Genomic DNA, 13,902 nt, shown 5'->3' on the forward strand with positions numbered 1-13,902 from the left:
GGACACGGATTTCCCGCCAGGCTTGACGCTGGTCACAGTCGTCAGGGGTTGCGCCTTATTACCGGCGGGTAGCATCATTACGTTACCGATTGGTATGTACGAGGAACCTGTCTCCCCGAGCCTTAACGGAGCCGTCGCCATGGGGCACTACAAGTCGAATCTCCGCGACATCGAGTTCAACCTCTTCGAGGTGCTCGGCCGCGACAAGCAGTACGGCACCGGTCCGTTCGAGGAGATGGACACCGAGACCGCCAAGAGCGTCCTGTCCGAGCTCGCCCGCCTCGCCGAGAACGAGCTGGCCGCCTCCTTCGAGGACGCCGACCGCAACCCGCCGGTCTTCGACCCGACCACCAACACCGCGCCCGTCCCGGCCTCCTTCAAGAAGAGCTACGAAGCCTTCATGGACTCGGAGTACTGGCGCCTGGGCCTGCCCGAGGAGATCGGCGGCACCACCTCGCCCCGCTCCCTCATCTGGGCCTACGCGGAGCTGCTGCTCGGCTCGAACCCGGCCATCTGGATGTACTCCTCCGGCCCGGCGTTCGCCGGCATCCTCTTCGAAGAGGGCAACGAGGCGCAGAAGAAGGTCGCCGAGATAGCCGTCGAGAAGCGCTGGGGCTCCACCATGGTCCTCACCGAGCCGGACGCCGGCTCGGACGTCGGCGCCGGCCGCACCAAGGCCATCCAGCAGGCGGACGGCTCCTGGCACATCGAGGGCGTGAAGCGCTTCATCACGTCCGGTGAGCACGACATGGAGGAGAACATCCTCCACTACGTCCTCGCGCGCCCCGAGGGCCACGGCCCGGGCACCAAGGGCCTGTCGCTCTTCCTCGTCCCGAAGTTCCACTTCGACTGGGAGACCGGCGAGCTGGGCGAGCGCAACGGCGTCTACGCCACCAACGTCGAGCACAAGATGGGCCTCAAGGCCTCCAACACGTGCGAGATGACCTTCGGCGACCAGCACCCCGCCAAGGGCTGGCTGATCGGCGACAAGCACGACGGCATCCGCCAGATGTTCATGATCATCGAGTTCGCCCGGATGATGGTCGGCACGAAGGCCATCGCCACCCTCTCCACCGGCTACCTGAACGCGCTGGAGTACGCCAAGGAGCGCGTGCAGGGCCCGGACCTCGCGAACTTCATGGACAAGACCGCGCCCAAGGTCACCATCACGCACCACCCCGACGTGCGCCGCTCGCTCATGACGCAGAAGGCCTACGCCGAGGGCATGCGCGCCCTGGTCCTCTACACGGCCTCCGTGCAGGACGAGATCCAGCTCAAGCAGGCCGCGGGCGAGGACGCCTCCGCCGAGATCGGCCTGAACGACCTGCTCCTGCCGATCGTGAAGGGCTACGGCTCCGAGAAGTCCTACGAGCAGCTCGCGCAGTCCCTGCAGACCTTCGGCGGCTCCGGGTACCTCCAGGAGTACCCGATCGAGCAGTACATCCGCGACGCCAAGATCGACACCCTCTACGAGGGCACCACCGCCATCCAGGGCCAGGACTTCTTCTTCCGGAAGATCGTCCGCGACCAGGGTGCCTCGCTCAACATCCTCTCCGAGACGATCAAGAAGTTCCTGGCCGAGGCCGTCGGCGGCGAGGAGCTGGCCGGCGCCCGCGACGCGCTCGCCAAGGCCGCGGTCGACCTGGAGGCCATCGTCGGCCAGATGATCGTCGACCTCACCGCCACCGGCGAGGACGTCAAGAACATCTACAAGGTCGGCCAGAACACCACCCGCCTGCTCATGGCCTCGGGTGACGTGGTCGTCGGATACCTGCTGCTCAAGGGCGCCGCCGTGGCCGCCGAGAAGCTCGCGACCGCCGCCCCGAAGGACGTCCCCTTCTACACCGGCAAGATCGCCGCCGCGAAGTTCTTCGCGTCCCAGGTCCTGCCGAACGTCTCGGTCCAGCGCCAGCTGGCCGAGGTCGTCGACAACTCCCTCATGGAGCTCGACGAGGCCGCCTTCTAGGCTGCACCGCCCCACCCGTCACACCAGTACGCCGTGTACGCGCAGCGGCCGGGTCCTCCACTCGGAGGCCCGGCCGCTGGCGCGTGCGGCACAGGGCGGACACCAGGCGCCCGACACCGGCCGCAGGTGCCCTGTCCTGCGGCTTTCCCCCTATGTCAGTCGTTCATGGGACGCTCGTACGCATGAGTCCACAGGATCAGCACGGCAGCAGGGGGTACTCCGTCCCCACCGGGCGTCCGTACGCCCTCAAGGAGCTGCAGGCGAGCCTGGGCAGCCTCGGCGACCACCAGCGCGAGCTGTACGACGGCGCGCACCCCGCCGAGTACGACACCATCGCCGACGCGCTGTACGTGGCCTTCCAGACGGCCACCGGACTGGCCCCCGCCAAGAGCTACACCGGCTGCCCCGAGCACCCCAACGGCGCCCTCGACCCCGAGGCACCCGAAGGCTGGGGCCGCTGCCTCATCTGCAACGACCGCCGACGCCTCGGACAGCGCCGGCACGGCGGCCCGGCCACCGCCCCCGCCGGAGAGCAGCGCCGCCTCGGATACCCCGTACCGGACCCCCCGTACACGCTCGAACGGCTGCGCTCCTACCTGCGCACCGTCGAGGACCAGCGGTTCCACCTGAGCCTGTCCTCGCCCGCGGAGGACTTCGTCCGCATCGCCGACGACCTCCACCGCGCCTTCATCGTCGCCCGCGAACTCTCCCGGCCCCGCAACGCCTCGGGATGCACCGAACATCCCGGCGCGCCGATCGACCCCGACGCTCCTCCCGGCGAGGCCTGTATCTTCTGCGCCGGACGCAGAAGACGCGCGCAGCGCTCCCCGCAGACCCCGGAGATGCTCCCGCGCATCCGCCGGGGCGAGCGCAGGCAGCTGCAGCGCCGATTCGAGCGTCCGCCGGGCTGAAAACCGACGGGGCCGCAGATCACCCGCCCTGCGGCCCCTGACCACCGGCCATCCCTCGCAGTCCGGCCAGGCGAACACGACCGTCGTTAAGGTGAACCACATGAGCTCTCCCGCCCGCTTCGACCGCGGCCACACCGACGATCTGATGACCTTCCTGACGGCCAGTCCGTCGCCGTACCACGCCGTGGCCAACGCGGCGGAGCGGCTGGAGAAGGCGGGCTTCAGGCAGTTGTCGGAAACGGACGCCTGGGATGCGGGCACCGGGGGCAAGTTCGTGCTCCGCGGCGGTGCGCTCATCGCCTGGTTCGTTCCCGAGGGCGCGGCCCCGCACACTCCCTTCCGGATCGTCGGCGCGCACACCGACTCCCCGAACCTGCGGGTCAAGCCGCTGCCGGACACGGGCTCACAGGGCTGGCGGCAGATCGCCGTCGAGATCTACGGCGGCACCCTGCTCAACACCTGGCTGGACCGCGACCTGGGCCTGGCCGGGCGGCTGACCCTGCGCGACGGCAGCGAGCGACTGGTGAACGTCGACCGCGCCCTGCTGCGCGTCCCCCAACTCGCCGTCCACCTGGACCGGTCGGTGAACAGCGACGGCCTCAAGCTCGACAAGCAGCGCCACATGCAGCCGATCTGGGGTCTGGGCGATGTCCAGGAGGGCGACCTGATCTCCTTCCTGGAAGAGGAAGAGGGCCTGGACCAGGGCTCGGTGGCCGGCTGGGACCTGATGGTCCACTCCATCGAGCCGCCCTCGTACCTGGGCCGTGACCGCGAGCTGGTGGCCGGCCCGCGCATGGACAACCTGCTGTCGGTGCACGCGGGCGTGGCGGCGCTGGCGGCGGTCTCCACCGCCGACAAGCTCGACCACATCCCGGTGCTGGCCGCCTTCGACCACGAGGAGAACGGCTCGCAGTCCGACACGGGCGCGGACGGCCCGCTCCTGGGCAACGTGCTGGAACGTTCAGTCTTCGCCCGCGGGGGCTCGTACGAGGACCGCGCGCGGGCCTTCGCCGGCACCATCTGCCTGTCCTCGGACACCGGACACGCCGTGCACCCCAACTACGGTGAGCGGCACGACCCGACGCACCACCCGCGCGCCAACGGCGGACCGATCCTGAAGGTCAACGTCAACCAGCGGTACGCCACGGACGGCAGCGGGCGCGCGGTGTTCGCCGCCGCCTGCGAGCGGGCCGGTGTGCCGTGGCAGACCTTCGTCTCCAACAACTCGATGCCGTGCGGCACGACGATCGGCCCGATCACCGCCGCCCGCCACGGCATTCAGACCGTGGACATCGGCGTCGCGATCCTCTCGATGCACAGCGCCCGCGAACTGTGCGGCGCGGACGACCCGTTCCTGCTGGCGAACGCCCTGGTGGCCTTCCTGGAGGGCTGAGCCCTCCCGTACCGGCGGCGCGGCGCCGCCGGTACGGGAAGCGCGGTCAGCCGTCCATCCCCGCGAGCACGAGCGGCAGGCGGGAGACACCGTCGGCGGTGACGCGCACCGGCACGCCCCAGTCCTGCTGGTGGACGTGGCAGGCCGGGTACTCGTTGGCGGGGTCGTCGTCGCAGGACGCCGCCATCGCCGACACGTGCAGCACGCCCTCGCTGACGTCCGGGTTCAGCGCCAGCTCCCGGAACAGGTCGCTCCCGGCGCCCTCGCCCGCCGCCAGCAGCTCCGGCGGGGTCGAGGAGACGAGCAGCCGGGTGGAGGGCCCGTAGCGGGTGTCGAGCTTCTGCCCGCTCGGGGCCTGGAAGACCACGTCGAGGCGGAGCGTGCCGGGGGCCACCTCGGTGGCGGCCCGCTGCGTACGGTGGGCGACCGCGTCCACGCGTACCGCCTCCTCCGGGAGGCGCAGGCGGGTCAGCCGGTGCCGGGCCGACTCGACGACCACGATGTCCTCGCCCACCAGCACGGCGTCGCTGGGCTCGCGCAGATCGGTCGCCAGGGTCGAGACCTGACCGGTGGCGGGGTCGTAACGGCGCAGCGCGTGGTTGTACGTGTCGCACACCGCGACCGAACCGTCGGGCAGGGCGGTCACGCCGAGCGGGTGCTGGAGCAGCGCCTGGGCCGCGTCGCCGTCCCGGTGGCCGAAGTCGAACAGTCCGGTGCCGACGGCGGACTTGATGACGTACCCCTCGTGGCCGTCACCCGCCGGCTCCACGTACCGCAGGGCGCTGGTCTCGGAGTCGGCGATCCACAGCCGGTCCCCGGCGGCCGCGAGGCCGGAGGGCTGGGCGAACCAGGCCTCGGAGGCCGGCCCGTCGAGCAGCCCCTCGTTGGTCGTACCGGCCGCGACCTCGACCGTCCCGGCCTCCGGGTCCCAGGTCCACAGCTGGTGCACCCCGGCCATGGCGATCCAGACCCGGCCCTGCCACCAGGCCACGTCCCACGGCGAGGACAGGTCCACCTCCAGCGCCGGCCCGGAGGTCGGCGCCCCCTGCCACCACTGGCGGCCGGTCCCGGCGACGGTCTCGACCTGCCCGGTGGCCGGGTCGTAGGTGCGCAGTGCGTGGTTGACGGTGTCGGCGACGACGACCTTGCCGTCGGGCAGCAGCGCGAGGCCCTGCGGCTCGCTGAAGCTGTCCCCGGCGAAGCCGCGCTCGCCGCTGCCGACGCGGCGCACGACGCTCTCGCCGTCGGCGGCCAGCTCCACGAGCCGGTGGCGCGTGGTGTCCGACACCAGCAGGTTCCCGGACGGCAGCAGCAGCGCCTTCCCGGGGAACCGCAGGTCGCCCGCGACCGGCTCGGGCGCCACGTACGGCCCGTCGCCGCGCCGCAGCGTGCCCTTGGCCTCGTGCTCGGCCTCCAGCTGCTCGACCAGCCGCGCGATGGCGTGCGCGTGCCCCTCACCGGCGTGCTGGGCGACGATGTACCCCTCGGGGTCGATCACCACGAGCGTGGGCCAGGCCCGTACGGCGTACTGCTTCCAGGTCGCGAGCTCGGGATCGTCCAGCACGGGGTGGTGCACCTGGTACCGCTCGACGGCGTCGACCACGGCGGCGTGCTCGGCCTCGTGCACGAACTTCGGCGAGTGCACGCCGATGATCACGACGGTGTCGCGGTGCTTCTCCTCCAGCTCCCGCAGCTCGTCCAGGACGTGCAGGCAGTTGATGCAGCAGAAGGTCCAGAAATCGAGGATCGCAATGCGTCCCCGCAGGTCGGCGAGGCTCAGTTCCTTCCCACCGGTGTTCAGCCAGCCACCCTTGCCGATCAGCTCGGGGGCACGGACACGGGCACGCTTGCGGGGTGCGGGCGCGGGGGTGGGCGCCGGGGCAGCATCGTTCATCCTTCAAGCTTGCCACCCCCGGACATGTGCACTCGCAGGGGTGACGACGACCGACGGGACCCCGTGGGAGCCTGGAGCCAGGAAGCAAGGGAGGCGTCCGGAATGACCACCGCGCACGACTACAGCGAAGGCGTCGACCCCGAGCGCGCGCTGAAGTACGCCATCCAGCACCACAGCGGGGACCGCACCGAAATCGTCGAAGGGGTCATCAGCAACGTGACGCCGAGTTGGGACCATGAGAACGCGGCCGAAGAGATCCGCGACCAGATCCGCCCTCGGGTCAAGGAACTGGATTGCGTCACCGGCTCGGGCAATCTGGACCTTCCGGGTTCGCCGAACTGGTACGTGCCTGACCTCGCCGTCGTTCCCAAGGCGCTGGCGAAGGGCGGGAGCGCTCTGCTGCCGGATCAGGTGCTGCTCGTCGTCGAAATCACCTCCGAGTCCAACGCCGAGACCGACCGCGTCGTCAAACGCAAGCGGTACGCCGAGTACGGCGCGCCCTTGTACCTGCTGGTCGACCGGGTGGAAAAGACCGTCACCGTGTTCGCCGGGCCCGGGCGACTCGGGTACACGAAGGTGGACGGGCCGCATCCCTTCGGGACGCCGGTGCGGCTGCCCGAGCCGTTCGGGATCGATCTCGACACCAGCGGGCTCTAGGCGGTGATCACCCGGTAGCGTGCGGAGGCGTGACAGCCAGCGTGCCGCCGAGCGGGCGGATATTCGATGCCGTGAGTGCCACCGCAGTGCAGAGCACGGAGGGGTTGCGCGAGCTCTACGAGAGTCCCGGCGAGATGGCGCGCCGGAAGGCCGTCGACCGGATCCACGAGGCCGCGCGGGCGGTCATCGGGCGGTCGTCGCTGGTGTTCGTGGCCAGTGCGGGGGCCGACGGGACCTGCGATGTCACGCCGCGGGGCGGGCCGCCCGGGTTCGTGGCCGTGCTGGACGAGTTCACTCTCGCGCTGCCCGACGCCACCGGCAACAAGCGGCTGGACACCGCCCACAACATCGTGGAGACCGGGCGGGCCGGGCTGGTCTTCGTCATCCCCGGCCGGGCCACCACCCTGCGGGTCAACGGGCGGGCCTGCGTGAGCGCCGATCCGCGGTTGCTGGAGCAGTTGACCGCCGTCGGCAAGCCCCCGCGGAGCGCGATCGTGGTGGAGGTCCAGGAGGCCTACCAGCACTGCCCGAAGGCGTTCCTGCGCAGCCATGCGTGGCAGCCCGGGCAGTGGCTCGCCGAGGACGCCGTCCCCACCTCCGCCGAGATCACCCTCTCCCACCTGGATCTCCCCGGTCTGACGATCGAGGAGATCCGGCAGCAGGAGCGCGAGTCCCTGCTGTACCGCTACGAATAGTCGAAGAGGGCGCTCAGGCGGGGCAGTCGGGCCGCTATCGCCTCGCTGTCGTCGAAGTCGAAGTCCCAGGACGGGTCCAGGGCCGGGTAGCTGATCGTGAAGGAGTCCGCGGGCAGTTCGCGGCCGGTGCCGGCCTCGTAGGCGGTCCAGGCGATGGAGAGGGCGGACTCGTCCCACAGCTCCAGGCCCTGCGCCGCGGCCTCGCGGACCGCCGGGTGCGCGGCCAGCGAGTCGGGGTCGGTCAGGGCCGTCTCGAAGGTCTCCCGGCCCTGGGTGAGGAGCCAGCCGCGGAAGTAGTCGAAGCCGTCGTCCGAGCAGCCCCCGTTGATCACGTAGGCAGCGGCCCAGAGCGGCGCCCGGTAGGACTCCGCCAGCAGGTCCCACAGCACCTGCTGGGACGCGGCTATCTCCGCCTCCGGGTTGTCCGCGAGGAGCTGCGCCGCGCGCGAGGCCACTCCCTGCGGGTCGGCCTCCGCACGGGCCGTCTCGATCAGCTTCCAGAACGTCTGCTTGTCCATGGGGAAAGCCTGGCAGCCGGGTCTGACATCAGGCGGTGGTGCCGAGGAAGGTGTGGAGGGATCTTGTGAGCGCGCCGACGAAGGCGTCCTGTACCGGCGCCGGGACGAGGTCCAGGGACAGGTACGGGTTCAGGTCCTCCAGCTCGACGAGGAGCAGCTCGCCGGAAGGGGCCCGGCAGGCGTCCACGCGCTGGATGCCGTGGTCGAGGGTGTTCCAGTCGACGAAGGAGCGGGCGAAGGCCAGGTCCGCGTCGGTGGGGGTGTAGGGCGCCAGCTCCCAGCGGCGGGCCGGATCGGGGGCGTGGAGCGCGTACTGGAAGGCGTCGTCGACGTAGTAGAAGGACACCTCGTACGCGAAGTCGATGCGCGGCTGGATCAGCACGTCCCCGGCCGGCCCGTCCGGTGTCGCGGTGAAGGTGAGGCCGATGGAGTCGGCGCCCTGCTTCGGCTTGACCGCGTACTGCGGCACCTGCGGCAGTTCCGCCAGCCGGGCCGGGTCGTCGATCGTCGGGATGACGGGGTAGCCGGCGGCGGTCAGGTCGAGGAGGTACTGCTTGCCCGCCATGTCGGCGCGGCCGGTGAGCGGGTTGTACACGCGGGCCCCGGCGGCGAGGGCGGCCGCGCGGAAGGAGTCGTAGGCCTCCTGGTAGTGCAGGACCGGTCCGCTGTTGCGGACGATCACCGCGTCGAAGCCGAGCGGCAGCATCGCCTCCGCGTCCGCGGGATGGCACAGGGCCAGGTCGAAATCGGCCCGCAGCCGGGACGTGAGGAATATGTCCTCGTCGCAGTAGCGGCGGCCGCGTGCGGGGTACGCCAGATCGGTCACATAGAGCAGGGGCATGGGGGCAACCTATCGCGGGCACTGATCAGCGCATGAAATACCTCGTTCGGGACAAAATGCTGGCCATCGGGGACGACTACTGGATCGAGGACGAGGACGGCCGGCACGCCTTCCTCGTCGACGGGAAGGCGCTGCGCTTCCGGGACACGCTGGAGCTGAAGGATCCGGACGGGCTGATCCTGATCACCCTGCGGGAGAAGCTGTTCGCCCTGCGGGACGCGATGACGCTGGAGCGGGACGAGCGGCGGCTCGCGGTGATCCGCAGGAAGCGGCTCTCGCTGCTGCGGGGTCACTTCCGCGTGACCCTGGCCGAGGGCACGGAGCTCGACGTCAGCGGTCGGATCCTGGACCGCGAGTTCAAGGTCGAGTACGACGGGGAGCTGCTCGCGCTGGTCTCGCGGCAGTGGTACCGGGTCCGCGAGACGTACGCGGTGGACGTGGTCCGGGAGGACGCGGACGCGGCGCTGCTGATCGCGGTCGCGGTGTGCGTGATCCGGATGGTGGAGAAGGAGCGGGAGGGCGGGGTCAGCCCCGATGGTGTTCCCGGGCTGTGAGCTGACCCTGGACGTAGGCGTCGGTGTCCGGCGCGTACGGGCCTCCGTGGTCGAACAGGAGGTCGGTGATGCGCTGCCACTCCGCGGCCTCGGCGCGGACGGACGCGTCGGCGGAGTCCAGGTCGCCGGCTTCCGCCAGCACCGCCTCCAGTGCGGCGTGCGCCTCGTGGTGGGTCAGGCCGGTGGCCCGGTCCCGGACGCGCCGGCGGGCGGCGATCTCCGCAGCGGCGGGCTCGTGCGGCTCCAGGGCGGCATCCAGCACGGCTTCTGCGTCATCCGTCACGGCGCACCCGCCTCCTCGTCGTCCTCGTCATCGTCGCGGAACCGGCGGCCGGCGCCGCCCACCCGTCCCGTCTGCCCCGAAACCCCGGCGTCAACCGGGGTCGAACGGGTCCCGGGGTCCCCCGGGGTCCCGTCAGCGCAGCCGGCGGTCCTTCAGGGCCGGGAACTGGGCGCGGGTCTCGGGGACCTTGGCCGGGTCCAGGTCCACGGTGAGGACCTCCTCGCCGGGGCCCGCCTCGGCCAGGACCTCGCCCCACGGGTCGACCACCAGGCTGTGCCCGGCCTGTTCCACGCCCGCGTGGGTGCCGGCCAGCCCGCACGCCAGGACGTAGGACTGGTCCTCCACGGCGCGTGCCCGGTTGAGCAGGGTCCAGTGGGAGCGGCGGCGCGCGGGCCAGCCCGCCGCGACGACCATCGCGGTGGCCCCGGCGTCGACCAGGCCGCGGAACAGCTCCGGGAAGCGCAGGTCGTAGCAGGTGGCGATGCCGAGGGTCTGCTCCGGCAGGGTCACCGTCGTCAGGGAGTCCCCGGCCGACATCAGGACGGCCTCGCCCTGGTCGAAGCCGAAGCGGTGGATCTTCCGGTAGGTGGCGGCCAGCTCGCCGGCCGGGGAGAGGACGAGGGCGGTGTTGTAGAGGGAGCCGTCGCCCGCGCGCTCCACGATCGAGCCCGCGTGGAGCCAGACGCCGGCGTCGCGCGCCGCCCCGGCCATGGCCTCGTAGGTCGGGCCGTCCAGCGGCTCGGCCTCGGTCTCGAACTGCTCGTAGGCGAAGGCGCCGACCGGCCAGAGCTCCGGCAGGACGACGAGATCGGAGTCCGCCTGTTCCCGTACGAGTTCGGCCACGCGGGTACGTCGGGAAGACACCGACTCGCCCTCGTTCACTGCGATTTGGATCAGCGAGGCGCGCACACTACCACCGTCCTGGCGTTCAAGCCGTCAACTCGGGCCTACGATCGTCACACGAAAGCACTGCCGGGGTGCTCACCGGCAGCGTAGTTTTGGAAACTGAGTCCACAGCTTCTTAAAACGCGCCATTGAACAGCACCGCGAGGGGTCCCGTTGACCGTCCATCCGCATCCCGCCCTCCAGCCCTATGCCGACGCGTGGACGCACTCCATCGAGGCGATATCCGAGTTGGTCCTCCCCCTGGCGGAGGGAGAGTGGAACCGGGCGACGCCCTGTCCCGGCTGGTCGGTCCGCGACGTCGTGTCCCACATCATCGGTATCGAGTGCGAGCAGCTCGGGGATCCGCGGCCGATCCACACGGTGGCCCGCGACCTGCGGCACGTGGTGGACGAGTTCAGCCGGTACATGGAGGTGCAGGTCGACGTACGGCGTCACCACACCGCGCCGGAGATGACCTCGGAGCTGGAGTACACGGTGATCCGGCGCTCGCGGCAGCTGCGCAACGAGAAGCGGGATCCGGCCTCGATGGTGCGCGGGCCGCTCGGTGACCAGGTGACGCTGGAGCAGGCGCTGCGGCTGCGGGCCTTCGACGTGTGGATCCACGAGCAGGACCTGCGGGCGGCGCTGGGGGCACCGGGGAACTGGGACTCGCCGGGCGCGTACGTGGCGCGGGACCTGTTGCTGGCCGGTCTGCCGAAGGTGGTGGCCAAGCGGGCGGGGGCGCCGGCGAACTCGGCGGTGGTGATCGACGTGCACGGTCAGCTGGAGTTCATGCGGACGGTACGGGTGGACGCGGACGGCCGCGGGACGGTGGACAAGTCGCCGTCACTGGGCCCGGCGGTGACCCTGACGCTGGACTGGGAGACGTACGTGCGCCTGGCGGCGGGCCGGGTGCGGGCGCACACCGTCGCGGACCGGGTGAAGGTGGAGGGCGACGTCGAGCTGGCGGACGCCATCCTCACGCAGTTCTCCGTGACCCCGTAGCGGGATCGGCCCGCAGGTCCCGCGCCCGATGACTCAGGGCGCGGGCGCGGACACGGCTGCGGACACGGCTGCGGCCGCGGGCAGAGGCACGGGCGCGGGTACGTGCAGCGGCACGGACGGCCGCTCTACGGCACCTCGCGCCCTGCCGTTTCCGGGAGCGGACACGCGCGGGAGACCGGCTCCGGCTCCTGCGCGGGAATCGTGACGCGGACCCGGTCCGCTTCGCGGGCCAGGGCGAGCGGGCGCAGCCGCAGGATGCTGATCACGCCCACCGCTTCGAGTACGAAGACCGTGGAGAAGGCGATCCGGTAGTTGTCTCCGGTGGCGTCGAGCAGGATGCCCACCGTCAGCAGCGTGGTCATGGACGCGATGAAGCCGCCCATGTTCGTGATGCCGGAGGCGGTGCCCTGGCGCTCCGCCGGGTTGGCCGGGCGGGCGAAGTCGAAGCCGATCATCGACGCGGGCCCGCAGCCGCCGAGCACCAGGCACAGGGCGACCAGCAGCCACATCGGTGCCCGGTCGCCCGGGTACCCGAGGACCGCCGCCCACAGCAGGGCGGTGAGGCCGACCGTGCCCAGGGCGAGCGGGATCCGCGCCGACTGGCGGCGGCCGACGATCTGGCCGTAGGCCAGCCCGAGCGCCATGTTCGAGGCGACGACCAGGGTCAGCAGTCCGCCCGCGGTGGTCCGGGACAGGCCCTGCGCCTCGACCAGGAAGGGCATGCCCCACAGCAGCAGGAACACCATCGCGGGGAACTGCGTGGTGAAGTGCACCCACAGGCCGAGCCGGGTGCCGGGTTCGGCCCAGGACTCGCGGATCTGACGGCGTACGAAGCCGCCGGACCCACCGGACCCGCCGGATCCACTGGACCCGGCCGACCCGCGCTGCACCGGCGCCGGCCCGTACCCCTCCGGGTGGTCCCGCAGGAACAGCACCAGCGGCACCAGGACCACCAGCCCCGCCACCGCGCTGCCCGCGAAGGCGGCGGTCCAGCCGACCCCGTGCAGGACCGGGGCGAGGACGAGGGTGGAGACGAGGTTGCCCGCCATGCCGACCAGCCCGGCCAGCTGCGCCATCAGCGGACCGCGCCGGGCCGGGAACCACCGGGTGCCGAGCCGCAGGACCGAGATGAAGGTCATCGCGTCGCCGCAGCCCAGCAGCGCCCGCGCGGCGAGCGCCATCCCGTAGGAGGGCGACAGAGCGAAGCCGAGCTGGCCGACGGTGAAGAGCACCGCGCCCAGGGTCAGCACCTTCTTGGTGCCGAGCCGGTCGACCATCAGGCCCACCGGGATCTGCATGCCCGCGTAGACGAGGAGCTGGAGGAGGGAGAAGGTGGCCAGAGCCGAGGCGCCCACGTGGAAGCGGTCGGCTGCGTCGAGGCCGGCCACGCCCAGGCTGGTACGGAAGATCACCGCCACGAAGTAGACGGCGACACCGATGCTCCAGACGGCGACGGCCCTCCCGCCGCCCGGCGGGTCGGCGGGTATGCCGGCCCTGGCGGGGGAGTCGTCCACCGGCCCGTTCACCGGCCTGTTCAAGGGCCCGTCCACCGGCCCGTTCACCGGCCCGGTCCGCGCACCAGGGCCTCGACCCGGCCGATGTGCCCGCGGACCGCCGCGGCCGCCGTCTCCGCGTCCCCGGCGCGCAGCGCGTCCAGGATCTCCGCGTGCTCGGCGAGCGTCCGGTCCAGCCGTTCCGGGTGGGCGTGCAGCAGGGCCACGCCCATCCGCAGCTGCCGGTCACGGAGCTGGTCGTAGAGACGGCACAGGATCTGGTTGCCGGCGCTGCGCACGATCTCGGCGTGGAAGCCGCGGTCGGCGGCCATCATCGCGGCGAGGTCGCCGCCGGCGGCGTGCCGGCGCTGTTCGTCGAGGAGGGCGGCGAGCCGGTCCAGCAGGCCCGGCGGGGCCGGCACGGCTCTGCGTACGGTGAACTCCTCCACCAGCAGCCGGGTTTCGAGGACGTCGGTGATCTCCTGCGCGGAGACCTGGAGGACCAGGGCGCCCTTCTTCGGGTACAGCTTCAGCAGCCCCTCGGTCTCCAGCCGCAGCAGCGCCTCGCGGACGGGCGTGCGGGACACCCCGACGGCCGCGGCGAGTTCGCCCTCGGTGAGGAGGGTGCCGCCTTCGTAGTCACGGTCGAGCACGCCCTGCTTGACGTGCTGGTAGACCCGCTCGGCGGCGGTCACGGTACTGGCGGGGGCTGGCATGCGCACAGGATAGATACAACAGAGGTACCGACGGTGACGGGTCCAGGATGTGGACCGCGGCCGCCGGAAGGGGGCAGCCGGAACGGGTCTC

General features: G+C 71.4%; 14 protein-coding genes. 7 read left to right on the plus strand and 7 right to left on the minus strand.

Annotated elements, in window-relative coordinates:
- The first annotated feature begins 139 nt into the window (after positions 1-139).
- From OG373_RS19770 to OG373_RS19780, 3 genes are all read left to right on the plus strand, one after another.
- The gene (locus tag OG373_RS19770; protein WP_405444126.1) at positions 140-1,966 is read left to right on the plus strand and encodes an acyl-CoA dehydrogenase; all 1,827 of its coding nucleotides are present in this window, start codon (positions 140-142) and stop codon (positions 1,964-1,966) included.
- Between the two features lie 182 nt (positions 1,967-2,148).
- Complete coding sequence (locus OG373_RS19775) at positions 2,149-2,877, plus strand: hypothetical protein (protein WP_405439443.1); 729 nt, start codon at positions 2,149-2,151, stop codon at positions 2,875-2,877.
- Positions 2,878-2,977: 100 nt separating this feature from the next.
- Positions 2,978-4,270, plus strand: coding sequence for a M18 family aminopeptidase (locus OG373_RS19780; RefSeq protein ID WP_405439444.1), 1,293 nt, complete (start codon positions 2,978-2,980; stop codon positions 4,268-4,270).
- A gap of 46 nt (positions 4,271-4,316) precedes the next feature.
- Here the strand turns inward: OG373_RS19780 and OG373_RS19785 are convergent, their stop codons facing one another.
- Positions 4,317-6,164 carry an NHL domain-containing thioredoxin family protein gene (locus OG373_RS19785; RefSeq protein ID WP_405439445.1) on the minus strand — a complete coding sequence of 616 codons (1,848 nt, stop codon included), beginning with the start codon at positions 6,162-6,164 and terminating at the stop codon, positions 4,317-4,319.
- Between the two features lie 102 nt (positions 6,165-6,266).
- Between OG373_RS19785 and OG373_RS19790 the strand changes: the two genes are divergently transcribed.
- Positions 6,267-6,821, plus strand: coding sequence for a Uma2 family endonuclease (locus OG373_RS19790; protein WP_405439446.1), 555 nt, complete (start codon positions 6,267-6,269; stop codon positions 6,819-6,821).
- A 29-nt stretch (positions 6,822-6,850) separates the two neighbouring features.
- A complete protein-coding gene (locus OG373_RS19795; protein ID WP_405439447.1) occupies positions 6,851-7,516 on the plus strand; it encodes an MSMEG_1061 family FMN-dependent PPOX-type flavoprotein in 666 nt (221 codons plus the stop codon).
- Here OG373_RS19795 and OG373_RS19800 read toward each other — a convergent pair.
- A complete protein-coding gene (locus tag OG373_RS19800) occupies positions 7,507-8,034 on the minus strand; it encodes a DUF4240 domain-containing protein (RefSeq protein WP_405439448.1) in 528 nt (175 codons plus the stop codon). The two genes, OG373_RS19795 and OG373_RS19800, sit on opposite strands and share 10 nt — an antisense overlap.
- Positions 8,035-8,062: 28 nt before the next feature.
- Positions 8,063-8,875 (minus strand): hypothetical protein, encoded by an 813-nt coding sequence (locus OG373_RS19805; protein ID WP_405439449.1) that lies wholly within the window; start codon positions 8,873-8,875, stop codon positions 8,063-8,065.
- 32 nt (positions 8,876-8,907) lie between these two features.
- Here OG373_RS19805 and OG373_RS19810 point away from each other — a divergent pair, with 32 nt between their 5' ends.
- The gene (locus OG373_RS19810) at positions 8,908-9,429 is read left to right on the plus strand and encodes an LURP-one-related/scramblase family protein (protein ID WP_405439450.1); all 522 of its coding nucleotides are present in this window, start codon (positions 8,908-8,910) and stop codon (positions 9,427-9,429) included.
- Here the strand turns inward: OG373_RS19810 and OG373_RS19815 are convergent.
- Both OG373_RS19815 and OG373_RS19820 read right to left on the minus strand, forming a co-directional pair.
- A complete protein-coding gene (locus OG373_RS19815) occupies positions 9,401-9,712 on the minus strand; it encodes a hypothetical protein (protein WP_405439451.1) in 312 nt (103 codons plus the stop codon). The genes OG373_RS19810 and OG373_RS19815 overlap by 29 nt on opposite strands.
- A gap of 132 nt (positions 9,713-9,844) precedes the next feature.
- A complete protein-coding gene (locus tag OG373_RS19820; protein WP_405439452.1) occupies positions 9,845-10,621 on the minus strand; it encodes a carbon-nitrogen family hydrolase in 777 nt (258 codons plus the stop codon).
- A 150-nt stretch (positions 10,622-10,771) separates the two neighbouring features.
- On the opposite strand from OG373_RS19820, the gene OG373_RS19825 reads away from it, so the two are divergent.
- Positions 10,772-11,602: a maleylpyruvate isomerase family mycothiol-dependent enzyme gene (locus OG373_RS19825; RefSeq protein ID WP_397732671.1), complete on the plus strand. Its 831-nt coding sequence runs from the start codon at positions 10,772-10,774 to the stop codon at positions 11,600-11,602.
- Between the two features lie 125 nt (positions 11,603-11,727).
- Here the strand turns inward: OG373_RS19825 and OG373_RS19830 are convergent, their stop codons facing one another.
- Entirely contained in the window at positions 11,728-13,140 is a 1,413-nt protein-coding gene (locus tag OG373_RS19830) for a nitrate/nitrite transporter (protein WP_405439453.1), read from the minus strand.
- A 20-nt stretch (positions 13,141-13,160) separates the two neighbouring features.
- Positions 13,161-13,811, minus strand: coding sequence for a GntR family transcriptional regulator (locus OG373_RS19835; protein ID WP_405439454.1), 651 nt, complete (start codon positions 13,809-13,811; stop codon positions 13,161-13,163).
- Positions 13,812-13,902: the final 91 nt, after the last annotated feature.

The organism is Streptomyces avidinii, from assembly GCF_045161815.1.
Classification (GTDB): domain Bacteria; phylum Actinomycetota; class Actinomycetes; order Streptomycetales; family Streptomycetaceae; genus Streptomyces; species Streptomyces avidinii.

Bases quoted from the DNA above. Each gene is read 5' to 3' on its own strand.
- OG373_RS19770 (WP_405444126.1), top strand. From the start codon at position 140: ATGGGGCACTACAAGTCGAATCTCCGCGACATCGAGTTCAACCTCTTC.
- OG373_RS19775 (WP_405439443.1), top strand. From the start codon at position 2,149: ATGAGTCCACAGGATCAGCACGGCAGCAGGGGGTACTCCGTCCCCACC.
- OG373_RS19780 (WP_405439444.1), top strand. From the start codon at position 2,978: ATGAGCTCTCCCGCCCGCTTCGACCGCGGCCACACCGACGATCTGATG.
- OG373_RS19785 (WP_405439445.1), bottom strand. From the start codon at position 6,164: ATGAACGATGCTGCCCCGGCGCCCACCCCCGCGCCCGCACCCCGCAAG.
- OG373_RS19790 (WP_405439446.1), top strand. From the start codon at position 6,267: ATGACCACCGCGCACGACTACAGCGAAGGCGTCGACCCCGAGCGCGCG.
- OG373_RS19800 (WP_405439448.1), bottom strand. From the start codon at position 8,034: ATGGACAAGCAGACGTTCTGGAAGCTGATCGAGACGGCCCGTGCGGAG.
- OG373_RS19805 (WP_405439449.1), bottom strand. From the start codon at position 8,875: ATGCCCCTGCTCTATGTGACCGATCTGGCGTACCCCGCACGCGGCCGC.
- OG373_RS19810 (WP_405439450.1), top strand. From the start codon at position 8,908: ATGAAATACCTCGTTCGGGACAAAATGCTGGCCATCGGGGACGACTAC.
- OG373_RS19835 (WP_405439454.1), bottom strand. From the start codon at position 13,811: ATGCCAGCCCCCGCCAGTACCGTGACCGCCGCCGAGCGGGTCTACCAG.